17 protein-coding genes are annotated in these 20,336 nt (G+C 67.4%); 12 read left to right on the plus strand and 5 right to left on the minus strand.

What is annotated here, in order from left to right; translation table 11 throughout:
* Positions 1-336 precede the first annotated feature (336 nt).
* The 9 genes from ACIA76_RS32850 to ACIA76_RS32890 all read left to right on the plus strand — a co-directional run bounded on the left by ACIA76_RS32850 (position 337) and on the right by ACIA76_RS32890 (position 8,467).
* Positions 337-837, plus strand: a complete 501-nt coding sequence (locus ACIA76_RS32850; RefSeq protein ID WP_397157430.1) for a hypothetical protein — start codon at positions 337-339, stop codon at positions 835-837.
* A 28-nt stretch (positions 838-865) separates the two neighbouring features.
* Positions 866-1,168: a DUF3467 domain-containing protein gene (locus tag ACIA76_RS32855; protein WP_397157432.1), complete on the plus strand. Its 303-nt coding sequence runs from the start codon at positions 866-868 to the stop codon at positions 1,166-1,168.
* A 9-nt stretch (positions 1,169-1,177) separates the two neighbouring features.
* A complete protein-coding gene (locus ACIA76_RS32860; protein ID WP_397157434.1) occupies positions 1,178-1,348 on the plus strand; it encodes a hypothetical protein in 171 nt (56 codons plus the stop codon).
* An 11-nt stretch (positions 1,349-1,359) separates the two neighbouring features.
* Positions 1,360-2,541 (plus strand): PucR family transcriptional regulator, encoded by a 1,182-nt coding sequence (locus ACIA76_RS32865; RefSeq protein WP_397157436.1) that lies wholly within the window; start codon positions 1,360-1,362, stop codon positions 2,539-2,541.
* A 146-nt stretch (positions 2,542-2,687) separates the two neighbouring features.
* Positions 2,688-4,136 (plus strand): dihydrolipoyl dehydrogenase, encoded by a 1,449-nt coding sequence (gene lpdA / locus ACIA76_RS32870; RefSeq protein ID WP_397157438.1) that lies wholly within the window; start codon positions 2,688-2,690, stop codon positions 4,134-4,136.
* A gap of 11 nt (positions 4,137-4,147) precedes the next feature.
* Complete coding sequence (gene pdhA / locus ACIA76_RS32875) at positions 4,148-5,230, plus strand: pyruvate dehydrogenase (acetyl-transferring) E1 component subunit alpha (protein ID WP_397157440.1); 1,083 nt, start codon at positions 4,148-4,150, stop codon at positions 5,228-5,230.
* 19 nt (positions 5,231-5,249) lie between these two features.
* Complete coding sequence (locus ACIA76_RS32880; RefSeq protein ID WP_397157442.1) at positions 5,250-6,233, plus strand: alpha-ketoacid dehydrogenase subunit beta; 984 nt, start codon at positions 5,250-5,252, stop codon at positions 6,231-6,233.
* Positions 6,234-6,259: 26 nt separating this feature from the next.
* The gene (locus ACIA76_RS32885) at positions 6,260-7,501 is read left to right on the plus strand and encodes a dihydrolipoamide acetyltransferase family protein (protein ID WP_397157444.1); all 1,242 of its coding nucleotides are present in this window, start codon (positions 6,260-6,262) and stop codon (positions 7,499-7,501) included.
* 33 nt (positions 7,502-7,534) lie between these two features.
* Positions 7,535-8,467 carry a carbon-nitrogen hydrolase family protein gene (locus ACIA76_RS32890; protein WP_397157446.1) on the plus strand — a complete coding sequence of 311 codons (933 nt, stop codon included), beginning with the start codon at positions 7,535-7,537 and terminating at the stop codon, positions 8,465-8,467.
* Here ACIA76_RS32890 and ACIA76_RS32895 read toward each other — a convergent pair.
* A complete protein-coding gene (locus ACIA76_RS32895) occupies positions 8,464-8,919 on the minus strand; it encodes an SRPBCC family protein (RefSeq protein WP_397157448.1) in 456 nt (151 codons plus the stop codon). The two genes, ACIA76_RS32890 and ACIA76_RS32895, sit on opposite strands and share 4 nt — an antisense overlap.
* 103 nt (positions 8,920-9,022) lie before the next feature.
* On the opposite strand from ACIA76_RS32895, the gene pnuC reads away from it, so the two are divergent.
* Entirely contained in the window at positions 9,023-9,670 is a 648-nt protein-coding gene (gene pnuC / locus ACIA76_RS32900) for a nicotinamide riboside transporter PnuC (RefSeq protein ID WP_397157450.1), read from the plus strand.
* Here pnuC and car (ACIA76_RS32905) read toward each other — a convergent pair.
* The 3 genes from car (ACIA76_RS32905) to ACIA76_RS32915 form a co-directional block, all read right to left on the minus strand.
* On the minus strand, positions 9,639-13,112 hold the full coding sequence (gene car / locus ACIA76_RS32905) for a carboxylic acid reductase (protein ID WP_397157452.1): 3,474 nt from the start codon (positions 13,110-13,112) through the stop codon (positions 9,639-9,641). The genes pnuC and car (ACIA76_RS32905) overlap by 32 nt on opposite strands.
* A 188-nt stretch (positions 13,113-13,300) precedes the next feature.
* Positions 13,301-16,858, minus strand: coding sequence for a carboxylic acid reductase (car, locus tag ACIA76_RS32910; RefSeq protein WP_397157454.1), 3,558 nt, complete (start codon positions 16,856-16,858; stop codon positions 13,301-13,303).
* A gap of 206 nt (positions 16,859-17,064) precedes the next feature.
* Positions 17,065-18,021 (minus strand): TIGR03564 family F420-dependent LLM class oxidoreductase, encoded by a 957-nt coding sequence (locus ACIA76_RS32915; protein ID WP_397157456.1) that lies wholly within the window; start codon positions 18,019-18,021, stop codon positions 17,065-17,067.
* Positions 18,022-18,116: 95 nt separating this feature from the next.
* On the opposite strand from ACIA76_RS32915, the gene ACIA76_RS32920 reads away from it, so the two are divergent.
* Positions 18,117-18,545 carry a nuclear transport factor 2 family protein gene (locus ACIA76_RS32920; RefSeq protein ID WP_397157458.1) on the plus strand — a complete coding sequence of 143 codons (429 nt, stop codon included), beginning with the start codon at positions 18,117-18,119 and terminating at the stop codon, positions 18,543-18,545.
* A 27-nt stretch (positions 18,546-18,572) separates the two neighbouring features.
* On the opposite strand, the gene ACIA76_RS32925 is transcribed toward ACIA76_RS32920, so the two are convergent.
* Positions 18,573-18,959 carry a DUF4254 domain-containing protein gene (locus tag ACIA76_RS32925; RefSeq protein WP_397157460.1) on the minus strand — a complete coding sequence of 129 codons (387 nt, stop codon included), beginning with the start codon at positions 18,957-18,959 and terminating at the stop codon, positions 18,573-18,575.
* 506 nt (positions 18,960-19,465) lie between these two features.
* On the opposite strand from ACIA76_RS32925, the gene ACIA76_RS32930 reads away from it, so the two are divergent.
* Positions 19,466-20,314 (plus strand): helix-turn-helix domain-containing protein, encoded by an 849-nt coding sequence (locus ACIA76_RS32930; RefSeq protein ID WP_397157462.1) that lies wholly within the window; start codon positions 19,466-19,468, stop codon positions 20,312-20,314.
* The last annotated feature ends 22 nt before the right edge of the window (positions 20,315-20,336 follow it).

Below are 20,336 nucleotides of genomic sequence, written 5' to 3' on the forward strand. Positions count from 1 at the left end.
GTTCCTGACCGGAGGTGTTGATCGAGATCGAGCGATCGCGGCCGTCGCCGATCCTGATCACGCCGGAAAAGTTCCGGTGGGCGGTGCGATCCCCGAGAGTTCGCTGGCCGTATCGGCTTTCGGTCCGCATCGGTGAACTCTCGTCCGACTCGGACCGCTGATCATGTGCTGTGCTGTTGATATGCTTGTGCGGAACCGAATTCCGGTGCGCGCCCCCGTGATTGTTTCGAACATGTTCCGAACACATTGCCTGCACATCACTTCCGGGCGATCATTCTTGTATCCCACTCCACCGATGCAGGGGACGTACGACCCGAAACGGATACAGGAGTAGACATGGCACAGGAAACCACCGAGACGCGGCACGAAGACAGCCCGACCTTCCGGGATATCGACATGTTGCATATGCGGGTGGACGAGGCTCGGCAGGAGGCACAAAGCGCACGGCAATACGCGCAGCAGGCGCAAAGCCTCGCGCGGCAGGCGCAGCAGCAGGCGCGGCAGGTTCAGCATCAGGCGCAGTTGGCGCAGAGTGAGGCGGGACAGGCCAATCAACAGGCACAGCAGGCCCGCCAGCAGGCGGTGCAGGCGGGCAACCAGGCACAGCAGGCGCAGAACGAGGCCGACCGGGCGCATAACCAGGCCCAGCAGGCCCAGGGCGAGGCCAGCCAGTCACAGCAGCGGGCACAGTCGGTCCAGGACCAGGCCGATCAGGCCAGCCAACTGGCCCAGCAGGCCGATGACCAGGCCACCCGCGCGCAGGATCGGTCCATGCAGTGGGAGATGCAACTGAACCAGCTGCGCCAGCAGACACGGCAGGCGCAGTCTCGCCAGTAATCCCCGGCGGCACGAAAGGCAGGGGGCGATGGACGAGCCGCCGCCGGTGAATGTGGAAGTGATCGTTCCCGAGGCGATGAGCGCCGGGGTTTATGCCAACGGATTCACCTGCTGGTACAACCGCACGGATTTCACGCTCGATTTCATCGTCCACCTGCCGACCGATCCCGGCGTCGACGACAGCGGAGCACCGGTACTGCGCCAACCGGTTCAGGTCGTCTCCCGGGTGAAATTCCCACCCGCCATGATCTTTCGCCTCATGCAAACCCTCAACGACAGCATGAGCAACTATGAACAGCAATTCGGCGCAATCGTGCATTTAGGAGAATGAGACCTACCCATGATCCTCGTTTCCAGCGATATGACAATGGTGGTAAGCCCCGCCGACCGGATCATCGTCACCGATCCCGAGGTCAGTTATCGGCCCGATCGAATCCGGGGCCGCCGATATCAGGTCACCACCTCCGCGCCGGATACCCGAGACGAATCGGAATCGGGCGGGCGCCGGTAACCTGGGATGCCATGGCAGCGCCGCATTCCACCCTCTCCACGCCCGGCACCCGGAAACTCGCCGCGGCGTGCCGAGCGGATATCCCGGCGCTGACCCGGCGATTGATCTCGGCCATCTTCACCGACAACCCCGAGTGGACCGATTACACCTCGGTGCCGCGGGCCGATCTGCGCGACGGCTGCCGGGGATATCTGACTCGGATTCTGGATCTGCTCGGTGGGGACGGCGGCAATCCCGAACGCGACGAGGTCGCCGCCTCGATCGGCCGGCGCCGCGCCGAACAGGGCGTACCGCTCGAGGCGATGCTGCGTACCTTCCGACTCGGCGGCGGCATCGTCTGGGAGGCGTTGCTGGATCAGGCCTCCGATGTCGGCCCGCAGGTGATCCGGGAGGCGGGCACCGCGATGTGGGCGGTCATCGATGGCCTGTCCTCGGCACTGGTCACCGCCTATCGCAATACCGAACTCGAACAGGTGCGCCGCGACGAACGCCGCCGCCACGCCCTCATCGAGGACCTGCTCGCGGGTCGCGCCCATGACGCCACCTTCGCCGCCCGCGCCGCGCGCGAACTGAATCTGCCCACCCAGGGCGCGTATCTGGTCGTGGCCGCCCGGGGCGCGGGCCGTCCACTGCACGCGGGCACCGAAACGGCGTTGGCGGCCTTGGGAATTCGCTCGGTATGGCACGATCGGGTCGACACCACCATCGGTCTGGTGTCGGTCGAACATCGCGACGCTCATGCTGTGCTGCAACACCTTCGGCCGCATGTGCGCGGCCGCGCGGGCGCCTCCCCCGCGGTCCCCGGCCTGGCCCAGGTCGACTCCGCGCACACCCTGGCCCTGATCGCGCTGCAGACGATGCCTTCGGACACAACGGGTGTGGCGTCGCTGGACGAGCGCTACCCCGAGGCCCTGCTGGTCCGCTCCCCCGACCTCACCGATCTGCTGCTGACCCACACCCTCGGCCCGATCCTGGAGCTGCCCGCCCGGGAACGCGAGGTGCTGCTCGACACCCTGGCCGCCTGGCTGGCCGAAAACTGTTCCGCCGCCAACGCCGCACCCCGCCTGCACTGCCATCGCAACACCGTCATCAACCGCCTCCAGCGCATATCGGCCCTGCTCGGCCGCCCCCTGGAGGGTCAGCGCTCCTATGTCGAACTGTCCCTTGCGCTCTCGGCCCTCGGCCTCGGTTAGTTGGGCGCAGCGCCCAGTTTCGTGGACGAATTCCTGGGCTTCGGGGTCATTGTCTGTGCACTGTGCGGAGACCAGACTCGTGAACGATGACCCACGCCACAACCGGGGCGGGGGTCTTTGAGCGTTCGAGACGAGGAGCACCACGAGTGCCGGAATTCGATGTGTTGGTGGTCGGCGGCGGGCCCGGCGGATACGTGGCCGCCATCCGGGCCGCCCAGCGTGGGCTCTCGGTGGGCCTGGTGGAGAAGGAGCGGCCCGGCGGGGTATGCCTGAACTGGGGCTGCATTCCCACCAAGGCGATGCTGCGCTCGGCGGAGGTCTTCCAGACCGTCTCCGCCGCAGCGGAATTCGGCGTATACGCCGATAACGTCCGCTTCGACTACGCCGCCGTCCGCCAGCGCAAGGACGGCATCGTCAAGGAGCTGACCGATGGCGTGGCCGGACTGCTGAAGGCCAACGGCGTCACCCTCATCGAGGGCCACGCCCGATTCACCGGGCCGACCACCGTCGAGGTGTGCGAGGTCGGGCCCTCGCCGATCGGACCCGACGGTCCGCGCTACGCGGCCGCGCCCACCACCGCGGTGCGCAGCATCAGCGCCCGCGACATCATCGTCGCCACCGGTTCGGTGCCCGCGCGATTGCCGATTCCGGGCGCGGAGCTGCCCGGCGTGATCACCTCCGACGGCGCGTTCGGCCTCACCGAGGTGCCGCGCCGAATCGTGGTCGTCGGCGGCAGCGCGGTCGGCGCGGAATGGGCCAGCCTGTTCGCCACCTTCGGCAGCGAGGTGACGGTCGTCGAGCTGCAGGATCGCCTGGTTCCGTTGGAGGACAAGGATATCGGCGTCGCGCTGGGCCGCTCGTTCACCAAGCGCGGCATCACCGTGCTCACCGGTTCGACGGTCACCGCGATCTCGCAGGCCGGACCGCTGCGGGTCACCGTCGAGGGCCCCAAGGCCCGCGAGATCGACGCCGATGTGGTGCTGATCGGCGTGGGCCGCCGCCCCAACACCGCCGAACTCGGCCTGGACACGGCCGGAATCGGCACGGACGCCCGGGGATTCATCGAGGTCGACGCGCAGCTGCGCACCGGCGTCGACCATGTCTACGCCATCGGCGATGTCACCGGCCGCGCCCTGCTCGCCCACGTCGCCTCGCATCAGGGCCTCACCGCCGCCGATGTGATCGCCGGACTCCCCGCCCATATCGACTACGCGGTCATCCCGGCGGCCACCTTCACCCATCCGGAGATCGCCAGCGTCGGCCTCACCGAGGAGAAGGCGCGGGCGGCGGGGCACGACGTGCTGACCGCCAAGTTCCCGTTCGCCGCCCTGGGCCGGGCCAAGACGTTCGGCGAGACCGAGGGCTTCGTGAAAATCGTTGCGGGCAAGCAGCATCAGGAAGTCCTCGGCGTGCACATCATCGGCCCGTCGGCCAGCGATCTGATCACCGAGGGCGCCCTGGCGATCTCCCTCGAGGCGACGCTGACCGAGCTCGCCGACACCATTCACGCCCACCCCACCCTCGGCGAGATCGGCATGGAGACGGCGCTGGCCGGGCTCGGGCTGCCGGTACACATCGCGCCGCGCAAGCGTTGAGGAGTCTCACCGTGACAACGACGACCGCACCGCGCAAAACCACGAAGGCCGCGCCGAAAGCGGTGCCCGCCGACGCCTTCGGCGGCGAGAGCCACGAAACCCTGCGCGGCTACTACCGCGACATGCTGTTCGTGCGCCGCTTCGAGGAGCGCACCGCACAGGCCTATCAGCAGGCCAAGATCGGCGGCTACTGCCACCTCAATCTCGGCGAGGAGGCCACCGTCGTCGGCCTGGGCGCGGCCATGCGTCCCACCGACTACCTGTTCACCAACTACCGCGAGCACGGTTATGCGCTGGCCAAGGGCATCGAGCCCGGCCGGGTGATGGCCGAGCTGTACGGCCGCTCCACCGGAACCTCCAAGGGCTGGGGCGGTTCCATGCATATGTACGACACCGCGACCCGGCTGCTGGGCGGCTATGCCATCGTGGGCGGGCAGGTTCCGCTCGCCATCGGCGCGGCGCTGGCCATCGACTACCGCGGCGGCGACGATGTGGTGGTGTGCCAGATGGGCGAGGGCACAACGAATATCGGCGCCTTCCATGAATCGCTCAATATCGCGGCGCTGTGGCGGCTGCCGGTGGTGTTCCTGGTGATCAACAACCAGACCGGCATGGGCACCACGGTCGAGAAGTCCTCGGCCGAACCGGATCTGTACAAGCGCGCGGCCTCCTACCGCATGCGCGGCGAGCGGGTCGACGGCACCGATGTGCTGGCCGTCCGCGAGGTGGCGAGCGAACTCATCGAAGCCGCACGGCGCGAAGGGAAACCGGCGCTGCTGGAGGCGGTCAGCTATCGCCTCAAGGGCCATTCGGTGGTCGATCCGGCCAAGTACCGCAGCAACGACGCGGTGACCACCGCGCGCGAGCACGATCCGATCGCGCTGTGGCACACCCGACTTCTCGACGCCGGAGTGCTGACCGAGCAGTCGGCCGCCGATATCGAGCACGAGGTGACCGAAAGCGTCGCCGCCGCCGTCGAATTCGCCGATTCGAGTCCGCATCCGGACCCGTCGAGCCTGTTCGACTACAACTACGCCACCCCGGTGCCCGGCGATTCCCGCCGCCTGCCCGCCGATCCGCTCTTCACCGCCTGAGGACCCCACTGTGCCTGTCATGACCTATCGCGAAGCGCTGCGCGAAACCCTGCGCGAGGAGATGCGGCGCGACGACGACGTCTTCCTGATCGGGGAGGAGATCGGCGTCTTCGAGGGCTCCTACAAGATCACCGCCGGACTGCTCGCCGAATTCGGCGAGAAGCGAGTGCGCGACACACCGATCGCCGAGGAAGGTTTCGTCGGCGCGGCCATCGGCGCCGCCATGCTGGGCCTGCGCCCGGTCGTGGAAATCATGACGATCAACTTCTCGCTGCTGGCGCTGGATCAGATCGTCAATCACGCCGCCAAGATCTACGGCATGTTCGGCGGCCAGACCAGCGTGCCCATGGTCATCCGCACCCCCGGCGGCGGTGGCCAGCAGCTGGGCGCGACCCATTCGCAGAACATCGAGCTGTACTACGCGTTCGTACCCGGCCTGAAGGTGGTGGCCCCCAGCACCCCGGCCGACGCGCGAGCACTGCTCAAGGCCGCCATCGACGACGACGATCCGGTGCTGTTCCTGGAGAACCTCTCCCTCTACAACACGAAGGGCGAAGTGCCGCAGGATCTTCCGCCCGCACAGATCGGCAAGGCCGCGATCACCCGCGAGGGCACCGATATCACGCTGATCGGCTACTCGCGGATGGCGACCATCGCCACCCAGGTCGCCGAACGGCTTGCCGCCGAGGGCATTTCGGCCGAGGTGATCGATCTGCGCAGCCTGCGCCCGCTGGACCGCGACACCCTGATCGCCTCGGTCCGCAAGACCGGCTGTGCCGTGATCGGCGAGGACGACTGGCTCACCTACGGCATCGGCGCGGAGGTGGCCGCGTCCATCTCCGACGGCGCGTTCGACTACCTCGACGCCCCCGTGCGCCGGGTCGCCATGGCCGAGGTGCCGCTCCCCTACGCCAAACCGCTCGAGAAGCTCGCACTGCCATCCGCCGACTCGCTCTACACCGCTGCCGTGGAAACGCTTGCGGCCGTGGGCCGTCGGCGCTGAGATCCGGGACAGGAAGGACAGGACATATGCCCGAAATCACCATGCCCCGGCTGTCGGACACTATGGAGGACGGCGTCGTCTCCGCCTGGTTGAAGCAGGTCGGCGACAAGATCACCCGCGGTGAGGTGCTCGCCGAGATCGAGACCGACAAGGCCCTCATGGAATTGGAGGCCTACGACGACGGCGTGCTGGAACAGATTCTCGCCGAACCGGGTTCGCGTGTGCCGATCGGCGAGGCCATCGCGATCGTGGGCGACGGCAGCGGCTCGGCATCGGCCCCCGCACCCAAGGCCACCGCACCCGAGCCCGCGGCGGCCGAGCCGCACACGCTCACGGCCGAGGCGGCATCGGCTCCGAAGCCGGTCGCCTCGGAGGCGCCCGCCGGCCGACGTCCGAAGTCCTCGCCGCTGGCCCGCAGGATCGCCGAGGAGATCGGCGTGGATCTGAACACGGTTACCGGCACCGGCCCGGGCGGCCGGATCACTCGCCAGGATGTCGAATCCGCCCAGCGGCCAACGGAATCCGCCCCGGTCGAGCAGCCGAAGCCCGCGGCACGACCGGCCGACACCGCGACCGCCGACTACGACGAGATCCCGCTGACCACCATCCAGCAGGTCTCCGCCAAACGCCTGACCGAAAGCAAACAGCAGGCGCCACACATCTACCTGACCACCGCCATCGACGTCACCGACCTGCTGGCCTTCCGCGGCCAGATCAACGAGACGCTGACGGCGGCGGGCAAGACCAAGGTCAGCGTCAACGACCTGCTGGTCAAGGCCGCCGCCGCGACCCTGCGCACCGATCCCGCGGTCAACGTCTCGGTCGCCGACGGAAAGCTCCTGCGCCACCACGGCATTCACCTCGGCATCGCCGTCGCCACCCCGGCGGGCCTGCTGGTGCCGGTGATCCGCGACGCCGACCGCAAGAGCGTCTCGGAGATCGCCGCCGAGAGCCGCGACAAGGCCGAGCGCGCCCGCGACCGCAAGCTGCGCGGCGACGAGATGAGCGGCGGCACGTTCACCATCTCGAATCTGGGCATGTTCGGCGTCGAACACTTCACCGCCGTCATCAATCCGCCGGAGTCGGCCATCCTCGCCGTGGGCGCGGCCCAGGACGAACTCCGCCTCGAGGGCGAGCGTGTGATCGCGCGAAAGATCCTGCGCGTCACCCTGTCCGCGGATCATCGGGCCATCGACGGCGCGATCGCCGCGCGGTTCCTGCAGCAGTTCAAGGAGCTACTGGAGCATCCGCTGCGGATCGTGACCTAGCGCGGGGCCGCCGCGGTGTGCTGATATCGGCTCATGCGAATCGCGGCGGCTCAAGCTCGGCCGGCCTGGCTGGATCCCACGGCCGGGACGAAAATCGTTGTGGACCAACTGACTCGGGCGGCGGCCCAGGGCGTGCACCTGGTCGCCTTCCCGGAGACGTTCCTGTCCGGATATCCGATCTGGCTGGCCCATACCGGCGGCGCCCGCTTCGACGATCCGGCGCAGAAGGCGGCCTACGCCCACTACCTCGACGCCGCGGTGACCCTCGACGGACCGCAGCTGGCCACGATTCGCGAGGCCGCCGCGGACCTCGGGGTGTTCTGTTATCTGGGCATCACCGAACGCGTCCGCGGCACCGTGTTCTGCACACTGGTCGCGATCGATCCGGCCCGCGGAATCATCGGCGCGCACCGCAAGCTGATGCCGACCCATGAGGAGCGGATGGTGTGGGGCCTGGGCGACGGCCACGGCCTGCGCACCCACGAGGTCGGCGGATTCCGGGTCGGCGGCCTGTCGTGCTGGGAGAACTGGATGCCCCAGGCGCGACACGCCCTCTACGCCGACGGCGAGACCCTGCACATCTCCACCTGGCCGGGCTCGATCCGCAACACCCGCGACATCACCCGATTCATCGCCCTCGAGGGCCGCGTGTACTCCCTGGCGGTGGGCGCGGTCCTCGATTTCGCCGATGTCCCGGCCGATTTCCCGCTCCACGACGCCCTGGCCACCCTCGACGAACCGGCCGGATACGACGGCGGTTCAGCGATCGCGGGCCCGGACGGCGCCTGGCTCGTCGAGCCGGTGGTCGGCGACGAACGCCTCGTCATCGCCGATATCGACCCCGCCCGGGTGGCCCACGAACGCCAGAACTTCGACCCCACCGGCCATTACTCCCGCCCCGACGTCTTCACCGTGACGGTGGACCGGCGTCGGCGCGCCGCGACGACCTTCGTCGACGAACCCTAGGCCCGCGCGGATTCTGCGAGTCGATCCAGCGAGGACCGCAGCCTATCGGCCGTGGTGGCTCGGGCGCTGGGCAATCGGTTCTCGTCGGTCAGCTCGGTCCAGTCGTAGGTATGGGTGACCCGGGTGCGGCCATCGGCCAGCGGCTCGAGTTCCCAGCGCCACAGATGACCCGGCGGGGTCTTGCCCGGTTCGGCGGGCCGCCACGCGATGAGGCGGCCCTCGGCGAATTCGACCACATGGTTCTCGCGAACCTTCCCGTTGGTGAGCGTCGTGGTGAACACCTCACCCACCCCGCGCACGCGCTGACCCGCGGCGGCCTCGGCGAGATTGTCGTTGCCGTCCCAGTCCGGCTGCCGCGCCGGATCGGCGATCAGTTCGAAGATCGTGGTTGCGGCAGCGGCGATTTCGCGGCTGGCACTGACGACTCGGGACCCCTCGGTGCTATCGGTCATGACGCGATCGAAACATCCCGGCGACCGATCCCGCCAGTGCGAGTATGAGGAATCCGACCCCGAGACGGGAATACCTACCCGTGGACGCGAGGTTGGCCCAGAGGTGAATGCGGGATTCACCGCCCTGGGTGAGCACATCTTGTGGACCGACCTGGTCGGTAATATCGCCTCGCTGGCCGTGGTGTGGCTGGCGATGCGCAAGACCTTGTGGACGTGGCCCGTGCAATTGGTCGGCGCGCTCTTGCTGCTGGCCGCCTCGCTCGACGCGCATGTTCCCGGCAATGCGCTCAAGCAGGCGCTGTTCTGCGGGCTGGCCTGCTACGGCTGGTTCAGCTGGACGCGCGGCACCCGCGATCAGCACGCGCTGCTGGTCCGCCCGGGCACCACCCGCGAACGGCTGTTCCTGCTCGCGGCCACAGTCGTGGGCACGGTCGGGGTGGCCGAACTGTTCAGCCATCTGACCTGGCTGCATATCGCCTGGTCGCCCTGGGTGAACGCCTATATCTTCGTCGGCAGCGCCGCGGCCACCTTCGCGCAGAGCCGGGCGCTGGTGGACTTCTGGATCATCTGGATGCTCGTCGACCTGGCCGGAGTACCCCTCGCGCTGAAGTCCGGACTGTATGTCTCCGGCGCGGTCTACGGCGTGTTCTTCGTGCTCGTACTGCTCGGTTTCACGCGCTGGCGGCGCGAATACCGCGAGCGGCAGACCGCGTCCCCGATCACAGCAGCCGCCGTGATCGCAGATCGCTGACATACTTGCCGATCAGCTCGGGTGTGAGCCGCGGGATATCCCCGCCCGGACCGATTCCGGCCTGCTGCACCGCCGCCTGAAAACGCTTGGCGGGCAACAGCGCACCGGGAATCGCCGGGCCCGGATGGCGATAGGCGTGCAGCAACGGCAGCACCGAGGCCTGCCGCTGCCGTTCCGGCAGCGCCCGCAGCGCGGTCTCGAAACGCGTCAGCCAGCGGTCGTACTCGTCGATGCGTTCGATCGCCTGCCCCGATTCGATGAGCCAATCGACGAAGGTGTCCAACGAGATTCCGTCATCGTGCGGGTTGAGCACATCGAAGGTTTCGAAGCCCGCGACGACCCGCACACCGAGTTCGGTGATGGCCGCGGCGGTGAAATCGGCGGGCAGACCGTCGTAATGGGCCCGATGGCCGTCGGCCGCGTAGAACGATCGTGGCGCCACACCGGTCAGCAGCAGGCTCAGCAGCAGCCGGGTGAACATATCCGCCGCATTCAACTGGCCCGCGAATCGACTGTGCGCCAGGATCATATCCGAGCGGAACACCGCCACCGGCAGCCCGCACAGCTCGTGCGCCTCCCGCAACAGCACCTCACCGGCCCACTTACTGTTGCCGTACCCGTTGGCATAGCGCGAATCCAGTACCCGCTCGGCACTCATCTCGCGAATGTCGCCGTCCTCGGCGAAGATTCGCGGGTCGATCTGATCAGCCACCGCGACCGTCGACAGATACATCACCGGCTTGCGCCGCGAGGTCAACGCCAGCCGGACGACCTCGGCGGTGCCGACGACATTCGGACCGAACACCTGCTCGTAGGGCAGCACGTGATTGACCAGCGCCGCCGGATGCACGATCAGATCGACGGATTCGGACAGCCGACGCCACTCCTGCTCGCCCACACCGAGATTCGGCTCGCCGATATCACCGGGCAGCACCTCCAGCGTGCCCTCGGCCAGATCGGAATACAGCAGCGACAGCTCGGGATCGCCGTCGAAGGCCGCATCGAGTCGCGCCCGCGCGGCCGCGGCATCAGCGCCGCGCACCAGGCAGATCAGGGTTCCGCCCGAATCATGCAGGCGCTGCAGCCATTCCAGGCACAGGAACCGCCCCAGATAGCCGTTGGCCCCGGTCAACAGCACCGTGCGCGCGGGCTGCGGCGCGAGCGGCAGCTCGGCCGCCGCCGCGAGGAGATCGGCATCGATGAACCGTTCCAGCCGCAGATCGCCTGCGCGGATCCGCCTTTCGTCACCGTGCACCGACCGTGCGGTGGGACGCAGACCGCCCGCATCGCGTTCGGCCTCGATGTATTCGGCCAGCCGCGCCAGATTCGTCGCCGGTCCGACGATCACGCCGACCGGCACCTCGACGCCGAAGGTCTCCCCGAGCAGCGTCGAGAACGACAGCGCCGACAGCGAATCGCCGCCCAGGTCGGTGAAATGCGCCTCCGGGCTCGCGGCGCTGCCCAGCATCGCCCGCGCGGCCCGCACCACGGTCTCGAGCACCGGCAGCCCGGCCGCGTCGGCGCGCAGCGCGAGCAGTTCATCGGCCCGCTGCCGGTCCAGGTCCCGGTACAGCCGCTCGAGATCCTCGCCGTAGCGCTGTTTCAGCTTGGGCCGCAGCTGTTTCCCGATTCCGGACAGCAGGCCGTTGTCCGCGGTGAACGGCCGGGTTTCGATCAGGAATTCGCGGGGGATCTCATAGGAGTTCAGCCTGGCGTCGCGGGCGAGCTCGCTCAGCGAATGCGCCAGTGCCGCACGCAGATCCGCGGCCTCGCGCGCGAGCGCCTCGGCGGTGGGCACGATCACCGCGAGCAGGGCCGACCGCTCACCGCTGCCGTAGACGTAGATCTGGCGGATCAGCGGACTCGTCGCGTACAGCGCCTCCAGCTTGGCCAACGCCACGAACTCGCCCTGGGCCAGTTTGAGCACATTGTTGCGGCGATCCACGATAATCACCTGGTCCGGGCCGATTTCGGCCACCACGTCACCGGTGCGGTAGAAGCCGTCGGCGTCGAACATCTCGGCCGTGATCTCCGGGCGCTTGTAGTAGCCGGGGAACATGGTCGTCGTCTTGAGCAGCAGCTCACCGCGCGGATGCGGTTGATCGGTGCCGAAGTATCCCAGCTCCGGCACATCCTCGAGCCGATAGTCCAGCACCGGCGGGCGGCGCAGCACATTGTCGACGAGGATGCCGCCACCGGCCTCGGTGGAGCCGTAGCCATCGTGCAGCTCGACCTCGAGCACCGACTCCATGAACTGCTTCAGCTCCGCCGACAGCGGGGCGCTCGCGCTCATCGCCCCGAAGTAGCGACCGCCGAAAACCTGGTGGCGCAGTTCGGATCTCACCAATTCCTCGGCGGCCGCCCGATCCTGTCCCCCGGCGAGTCGGCGATCGAGTTCGCTCTGGAAACGCTCGTACACCAGCTCCGACACCCGGGGCATGAGGATCAGCTCGGTCGGGCGGATCAGCGCGAGATCCTCGAAGAGGGTGGACATATCGCTCGCGGCCGCGAAATGTGCGATGCCGCCGCGCAACAGCGTCCCGCCCAGCATCAGCCGCCCGGCCACATGGCTCAGTGGCAGATAGTGGTAGCCCAGGCCGGGAATCGGGATCTCCGCCGAGTACATCCACATCGCGGCCGACAGCGTATCGGTGTACATCGCACCCTTGGGTGTGCCCGTACTGCCCGAGGTGTAGATCAGTAGCGACAGCGGATCCTCGCCGGGACCCGGGATGAACGACGGGGTGTCCGGCGCCGCGACGCCGCGGTCCAGCGCCTGCGTCAGCGTCTCGACGGCGACCGGGCCGCCGGACAGCCGCTGCCGCGCGGATTCCAGTGCGGCACAGTGCCGATCGTCATCGGCGTGATGATCGAAGACCAGCAGCAGCCGCACGGTCGACTGCGCGGCGACCGCCTCGACGGCCGCGTCCAGCAGCTCCGGGGTGGTGGCGAGAATCCGCGGCGTGGTCTCGTCGATGATCGAACGCCATTGCGCCACCGTGGCATTGGCCTGCAGCGGCACCGCGACCGCGCCCGCCCGCAGACAGGCCAGATCCACCACGGTGTAGTCGGCGCTGACGAAACCGAGGGTGCAGACGAAATCGCCGGGCCGCAGGGCGATTTCGGGATCGTGATGCCATATCGCGGCCAGCGCGGCGACCCGCTCCCCCAGTTCGCGATAGGTGGTCGTGGTGAATTCGGGCAGCAGTCGGCGCATCCGGCGACCGGATTCGTCGCGCACCGGTTCGGTGGATCGCTGTGCCAGCGCGGGCCGCTCGGCATAACCCTCGAGGACCGTGCTCACGATCTCCCACAGCCGCAGCCCCGGCCGCCGCAGCCGCTCGCCGACCTCGGGCAGCGGCGTGGCCGCCCGCACCTGCTCATCGGCCAGGACATCGGCCAACCGGCGCTCGAATCGTTCCCGCCACGCGTTGTCGGCCATGCCCGAAACTCCGTTCCCGAATTGCTTTGCTAGCTACGGTAACGAGATTTCGCGCAAACGGAAGGCCCCCGCCTTCAGGAGCCTTCCGTCGCCCATGTTCCCGCCGCGCGTCGCCCATATTCCCGGCGCGCGCCGACCACGTTCCCGGCCCGCGCCGACTGTGTTCCCGGCGCGCCTTTCGCCGGGACCTACAGCAACTTGCGCAGCTTCAAATCCGCCGCGTACTTCTCGATCAGCGCCCGGTTCAGGTGCGGAATATCACGATCGGGCCCGATCTCGGCCGCCTGCACGGCCGCTTGGAACCTCTTGGCGGGCAGCATCGCACCGTCGACCGGCGGCGCCGGCTGCTGATAGGCGTGCAGCAGCGGCAGCAGCGAGGCCTGACGCTGCCGTTCGGGCAGCGCCCGCAGCGCGGTCTCGAAGCGCGGCAACCACTGCCGGTAGTCATCGATCCGCTCGATGGGATAGCCCGCCTCGATCAGCCAGTCCATGAACTCGTCCAGGCCGATCCCGTCGGTGTGCGGGTTCAGCACGTCGAAGGACTCGTAACCGGAACTCACCTGGGTGCCGAGCACGGTGATCGAGGCCGCGGTGAAATCGGCGGGCAGGCCGTCGTAATGAGCCCGCTGCCGATTGCCCTCGGCGTCGAGTGCGTAGAACGACTTCGGCGCGATTCCGGTCGCCAGCACGCTCAACAGCAGCCGGGTGAACATATCCGGCACGTTCAGCTGACCCGCGTAGCGGCTGTGCGCCAGGATCATGTCCGACCGGAACACCGCCACCGGCAGCCCACACAGGTCGTGCGCCTCCCGCAACAGCACCTCACCGGCCCACTTACTGTTGCCGTACCCGTTGGCATAGCCGTCGCCCACCGTGCGTACCGCGCTGATCTCGCGGATATCGCCGTCCTCGGTGAACACCTCGAGGGCGATCTGATCGGCCACGCCCACCGTCGACAGATAGGTGATGGGCTTGAGATGGTGGGTCAGCGCCAGCCGGATGAGTTCCGCGGTGCCGACCACATTCGGGCCGAACAGCTGACCGTAGGGCAGCACGTGATTGACCAGCGCCGCCGGATGCACGATCAGATCCACGGTCTCGGCCAGCCGATGGCCTTCCGCCAGACCGAGATTCGGGTCGCCGATATCGCCGGCGAGCACCTGCAGGGTGCCCTCGGCCAGCTCCCGATAGCGCCGCAGCAGCTCCGGATCGCCGCTGTCGAAGACGTCGTCGAGCCGCTTGCGGGCCGCGGCGTCGTCGCTGCCGCGCACGATGCAGATCAGCGTGCCGCCCGAATCATGCAGGCGCTGCAGCCATTCCAGGCACAGGAACCGTCCCAGATAACCGTTGGCGCCGGTGAGCAGCACGGTGCGCGGCTGCTCGGGTGCGCGCGGCAGGGTAGGCGCGGCGGCCAGGGTCGCGGCGTCGATGAACTTGTCCAGCGTCAGATCCGACGCCCGCAGCGTGGCCCCCGCGCCGTGCACCGACGTGACGGTCGGACGCTTGCCGCCCGAATCACGTTCGGCCTCGATGTAATCGGCCAGACCCCGCAGATCGGTGGCGGCGCTGACGATGACGCCCACCGGCACCTCGACATCGAAGATCTCGCCGAGCAGAGTCGACAGGCTCAGCGCCGACAGCGAATCCCCGCCCAGATCACCGAAGCGCGCATCGCGCGGCAACTCGACATCCGACGCCACCCCGAGCACCGCCCGCGCCGCCCGTTCGACGGCGTTGACGACCGGCAGCTCGCGGGCCTCGCGACGCAGCGTCGTCAGCTCATCGGCCTGTTCGGCCGCCAGCTGCGCGTACAGCTGTTCGAGCCGTTCGCCGTAGCGGTCCTTGAGCTTGGGCCGCAACAGCTTTCCGATGCCCGACAGCAGTCCGTTGTCCATGCTGAACGGCTCGGTCTCGAGCAGGAATTCGCGCGGGATCTCATAGGAGTTCAGCTGCGCGTCCTTGGCGACCTTGAGCACAGAGGCACCCACCGCCACCCGCAGCTCGGCCGTATCCGGATAGGCGGCGACGGCATCGTCGGTCGGGACGATCACCGAGAGCAGGAAGGAACGCTCGCTGGAACCGTAGACGTAGATCTGGCGGACCAGCGGACTCGAGGTGAACAGGGCCTCGAGCTTCGAGACCGCCACGAACTCGCCCTGCGACAGCTTGAGCACGTTGTTGCGCCGATCCAGGTACACCAGCCGGTCGGGGCCGAGTTCGGCCATCACGTCACCGGTGCGGTAGAAACCGTTCTCGTCGAAGATCTGCTCGTTCAGCTCGGGCCGCTTGTAGTAGCCCGGAATCAGGGTTGTGGCCCGGACCAGCAGCTCACCGCGCGGATGCGGCTGATCGGTGGAGAAGTAGCCGAGTTCGGGCACGTCGACGAGCTTGTACTCGAGCACCGGCGGGCGCTGGATCTCGTTATCGATCAGGATGCCGCCGCCGGTCTCGGTGGCGCCGTAGCCGTCGATGAGATGCAGAGCCAGCGTCGATTCCATGAAGGCGCGCATCTCCTGCGACAGCGGTGCGCTGCCGGACAGGGCGGCGACCAGGCGGCCACCCAGGAAGTGTTCGCGCAGTTCGGTTTTCACCGCATTCTCGAGTTCGGCGCGGTCCACGCCCGGGACGAGGCGGTGGTCGACCTCGCTCTGGAAGCGCTGGAACACCATGTCGCAGACGCGCGGTACGAAGAACTGCACCGTGGGCCGCACCAGTTCGATGTCCTCGAACAGGGTCGACATATCGCTGCGCGCGGCGAAATATATTGTGCCGCCGCGCGAGAGCGCGTTGATCAGGCCGATCCGCCCGGCCACATGGCTCATCGGCATGTACATCATGCCGATGGTGGGCAGCGGGATGCGCCCGTCGAGGCCGAATCCGGTGTCGTCACGCCGGCCGTCGGTGGCCCGCCAGAAGCGCGCGACCATCGACTCGGGATACATTGCGCCCTTGGGGGTTCCGGTGCTGCCAGAGGTGTAGATCAGCAACGACAGCGGATCGCCCTCCTGGGCGGCGCGCAGCGGAACCGGCGGCAGATCGCGTCCGCGCGCCAGCACCGCGCCGAGGGTTTCCACCCGCACCGGCGAATCGGCCAGGCGGCGCCGGGCGGTGTCCAGCGCGGTGCGGTGGTCGTCGTCGCGATCGTGGTAGTCGAAGACCAGCAGCGCCCGCACCGAATCGGTGTCCAGCGCCAATTCGATTGCGGTGTCGAGCTGTTCGACATTGGTGGCGAAGACCCGGGGTTGGGTCTCGGTGACGATCGGGGTCAGCTGCGTCAGCGACGCGCCCGCCTGCAGCGGCACCGAGACCGTGCCCAGGTAGTTGCACGCCAGATCGATCGTCGTGTAGTCGATGCTGGTGAATCCCAAGATGGCGACGAAATCCCCGGCGCGGGTGGGGCTTTCGCCATCGTTGTGCCATGCCGCGGCCAGCGCGCCGACCCGGCCCCACAGCTCGCCATAGGTGACGGTGTCGAATTGGGGCAGCAAGGTGCCCCGGCGACGACCCGTCTCCTCCGTGATGAATTCGACCGCGCGCTGCCCCAGCGCGGGCCGATCAGCGTAGGCCTCCATGATCGTAGCCACGACCTGCGCCAGGCCCAGCTCCGGCGCCGCGACCGCGTCGCCGACCGATGCGATGGGCTGTGCGTCGCGCACCTGCTCATCGCGCGCGACCAGATCGGCCACGTGCCGATCCAGTTCCGCCACCCATTCCTCGTTCATCCCGACCTCCTGCTTGTCCGACATGCGTCGGGTGTCGCGGTGGATCGGCCCTGATGAACACGAGCACTTCCACCCGCGACTATTAAGTTACTTACATTAACTATCTCTAGGTTCTCCCCGGTCAGAGCCGCTGTCAAGCATCCGCGCCGGATGGGTATGCATCGTGCGAGTTCAGCGAAGTTGTTGAATTTCTCACTGTGGTGTATATGGGCCTTTTGCCCGATTTTCCCTCAGGCCGACAGCTCACCGAGCAGCCGCCAGGTGCGTCGCTGATCCTCGGGCCCACCGAGGTCGGTCTGGACGACCAGCAGTTCGGTCACCCCGGCCTCGACGTAATCACGTAGCCCCCGCGCGACGTATTCCTCGTCGCCGATGAGCGCCAAATCGACCGCATGCCGCGCGCCCTCGCGATCGAGGACCGTGCGATAGGACGGAATGCTCTCGTAGAAGGCCATCGTCTGCGCGGCGTGCGCGCGCACCTCCTCGGCTCGGTCGGTCACCACGACGGCCACACCGGCGACCACCTGTAGCGGCCGGACCGGTCGCTGCGGGCGGGCCCGCTCCAGCCGGGGCACGATGAACGAACCGAGTGTGCGCGGCCCGGCCAGGTACGGGATCGCCCCGTCGGCCAGTTCACCGGTGACCCGCAGCGCCTGCGGCCCCATCGCCGCCACCAGCAACGGCACCTCGTTGCCGCCGCGCACGGTGGTCGGCATCGGCGGATGCGCGCGCACCCGCTCGCCCGCGAAATCGGTACCGCCGCTCTCGATCAGCTCCCGCAGCGCGACCAGATACTCCCGTAGTCGCAGCACGGGCTTGTCCTCGGTGATGCCGAACGCCGCCGATTCCAGTGCGGGCGCACCCAATCCGAGCCCCAGCCGAAACCGCCCACCCGAGGCGGCCTGCGCGGTCTGCGCCTGATTACCCACCACCATCGGATGCCGAGGATTGATCGGCACCACCGAGGTCCCCACCCCGATCCCCTCCACGGCGTGCCCCACCACTCCCGCCAACCCCACCGCATCCCAATCGAACCGCTGCGCGAACCACACCGCCCGCAACCCGAGGTCCCGGGCAACCCGGGTCTGCTCGATGACGTCGGTTACATCATTGCTCGCCCCATCCCGGGCCCCCACCGCCACACCGATGGGCACACGTCCGTTGAGAGCTTCCCTGTCAGTCGCCATGCCCTACGCAACCAAGCACCGCGAGCCGGGATTCCCTCGGACACACCGACACTCACACTTGACCTCAACAAATGTTGAGGTAGCACAGTGGACCCATGACCACGAACGCCACAGTGAAGACCGAGATCATCGAGCAGATCGACCACTCCCTGCGGGCCCTCGACGAGCGGAAGTTCGACGAGCTCCGAAGCCATTTCACCGAGGACGTGGCGGCCGAGTACCCGATCGGCCACGTCCACGGGATCGAACAATTGCTCGCATCCACCGAAGCCGGTGTGCTGCGCTACGCCCGCACCCAGCACCTCGGCTTGAACTACCTCGTCGATATCGCCCCCGACGGCGAGCGCGCCACCGCGGGCTGGAATCAGATCTGCCACCACGTACACCCCGAAGGCGATGTGTTCACCGTCGGCACCCACTGCCAAGCCGAGCTCATCCGTACGACCGTCGGCTGGCAGGTGAATCACACTACGATGCAAGCGATCTGGACTACCGGCCGCCCACCGGCGATTGTCGAGGTGTAGGGCCGATTCCGCCGCATACAGAATCACTCACTCCGCTGCCCGGCCCCACTCACCTCGAGGTTCGAAGAGGGAGAGGTCGGGCAGCCGACGTGTCCGACAACCAATCTCGGACGACAGATCGGCATAGCCGATCGACAACTCCGCCAACCGCTTCCAGGCATGATGCAGCCGCCACTCCGGAAGGCCCGCGGCCAGCGCGACATAGGCATCCACCGAATACCGCGCCAACCGATCGACCACCATCCCGAGCGTCTCGGTATGCATACTCGCCGCACTTACAGGCAACGGCATCTCGGCAGCCACCCAGCAGTCGATCTCGTGGACCAGATCCCCTCGCGCACAGTCGATTTCATCGACAAACTCCGGTCGTCGCCCCTCATACAGACCGCCCAAGTCGCGGGCCGCCCGCAGCACGGGATGCGGGGCAACAACATTCCCTGTACACGCCTCGAGAAGCATGTCCTTCGACGGCAGTCGGGGACTCATCGCGCCCGCCTTGTTCCTTCGAAGGGGAGGTCGCGGGAATGGCGGCGGTCGAGTGTCTATGGGATCTACCGGAAAAGCGTTGGCGAAGGGGACGATTCGGTCTCCCCAGCGGTCAGACCGAGATACCGAGCGAATCCTTGAACCGCAGCGAGCTCTTCCGCGGCCCGCAACGCGGCAACCGCTTGATCGGCCGTCAGCGTCCGCCCGGGCAGAAAGCTCACCACCCAGCCACCCTCCCCCACCGATCTCGCACGATGCGTGGTGCGGTCGCTGAACATGAAGGAACCCTCGATCACGTGCACAGTCACCTCGTCCACCTCCGTGGCTCACAGCCTGAGCGCTATGCTGACCCGAATGCACTTCAGTGAAGATGCATACCTTGCATAATACCGGGATTGCACTGCTCGAGCATCGATTTCGTGAGAGGTGATGCTGTGACTCCGAAGCGCCAGGTGGCCACGGTACGACTGCGTCGATTGGCTGGTGAGATCCGCCGCGCGAGGGAGGCGTTGGAGATGAGCAGAGAGGCGGTGACTCAGCAGACGAGGATCAACGAAGCGACGTTGTATCGGATCGAGACGGCCAAGGTCAAGCCGCAAAAGCGCACGCTGTCAACCCTGCTCGATCTCTACGACATCGGCGAGCCGAGGCGGTCGGAGTTGATGGCGCTGCTGTCCGAGTCGAGTAAGCAAGGGTGGCTGCAACCATATTTCGACGACTTCCGCGAGGTCTACAGCTCGTACATCAGCTTCGAGGCGGAGTCCACCACGATCTACAACTACGAATCCCTGTTCATCCCAGGCCTTCTCCAGACGGAGGACTACGCACGGTCGGTGATCAAGGCAACGATCCCGACAGCGACGAAGCGGCAAGTCGAGGACCGAGTCAAAGCAAGGCTCGATCGGCAGGCCCGCTGGCGTGAGCGTGGAGCGCCTGCCCTCTGGGCGGTCTTCGACGAAGCGGCAATCCGAAGAGAAGTCGGCGGCCCATCAGTAATGCGACGTCAGATCGAACACCTGCTCACACTGATGGAGGAACCCCACATCACCCTGCAGGTCATCGCCTACGCCGCCGGCGCCCACGCCGGAATGCCTGGTTCGTTCGTCGTGATGGAGTTCGACAGTGACGTCCCCGAATTGGTCTACCTCGACAGCATGGCCGGAGACCTCTTCCTCGATGCGGACGCCGACTTGCGTCGATACCGTCTGCTGTTCGACAACGTCCGTGCCTCGGCTCTCGGCCCAAGTCAGACAGCCGACCTACTCGCTTCGGCTCTTGGATGATAGAAGTACGTTCGAGAGATCG

The sequence above is a fragment of the Nocardia sp. NPDC051570 genome (assembly GCF_044454005.1).
Taxonomy (GTDB): Bacteria; Actinomycetota; Actinomycetes; order Mycobacteriales; family Mycobacteriaceae; genus Nocardia.

Bases quoted from the DNA above. Each gene is read 5' to 3' on its own strand.
- ACIA76_RS32860 (WP_397157434.1), top strand. From the start codon at position 1,178: ATGATCCTCGTTTCCAGCGATATGACAATGGTGGTAAGCCCCGCCGAC.
- ACIA76_RS32885 (WP_397157444.1), top strand. From the start codon at position 6,260: ATGCCCGAAATCACCATGCCCCGGCTGTCGGACACTATGGAGGACGGC.
- ACIA76_RS32890 (WP_397157446.1), top strand. From the start codon at position 7,535: ATGCGAATCGCGGCGGCTCAAGCTCGGCCGGCCTGGCTGGATCCCACG.
- car (WP_397157454.1), bottom strand. From the start codon at position 16,858: ATGTCGGACAAGCAGGAGGTCGGGATGAACGAGGAATGGGTGGCGGAA.
- ACIA76_RS32915 (WP_397157456.1), bottom strand. From the start codon at position 18,021: ATGGCGACTGACAGGGAAGCTCTCAACGGACGTGTGCCCATCGGTGTG.
- ACIA76_RS32855 (WP_397157432.1), top strand. From the start codon at position 866: ATGGACGAGCCGCCGCCGGTGAATGTGGAAGTGATCGTTCCCGAGGCG.
- ACIA76_RS32865 (WP_397157436.1), top strand. From the start codon at position 1,360: ATGGCAGCGCCGCATTCCACCCTCTCCACGCCCGGCACCCGGAAACTC.
- ACIA76_RS32850 (WP_397157430.1), top strand. From the start codon at position 337: ATGGCACAGGAAACCACCGAGACGCGGCACGAAGACAGCCCGACCTTC.
- car (WP_397157452.1), bottom strand. From the start codon at position 13,112: ATGGCCGACAACGCGTGGCGGGAACGATTCGAGCGCCGGTTGGCCGAT.
- ACIA76_RS32895 (WP_397157448.1), bottom strand. From the start codon at position 8,919: ATGACCGATAGCACCGAGGGGTCCCGAGTCGTCAGTGCCAGCCGCGAA.
- ACIA76_RS32880 (WP_397157442.1), top strand. From the start codon at position 5,250: ATGACCTATCGCGAAGCGCTGCGCGAAACCCTGCGCGAGGAGATGCGG.
- ACIA76_RS32920 (WP_397157458.1), top strand. From the start codon at position 18,117: ATGACCACGAACGCCACAGTGAAGACCGAGATCATCGAGCAGATCGAC.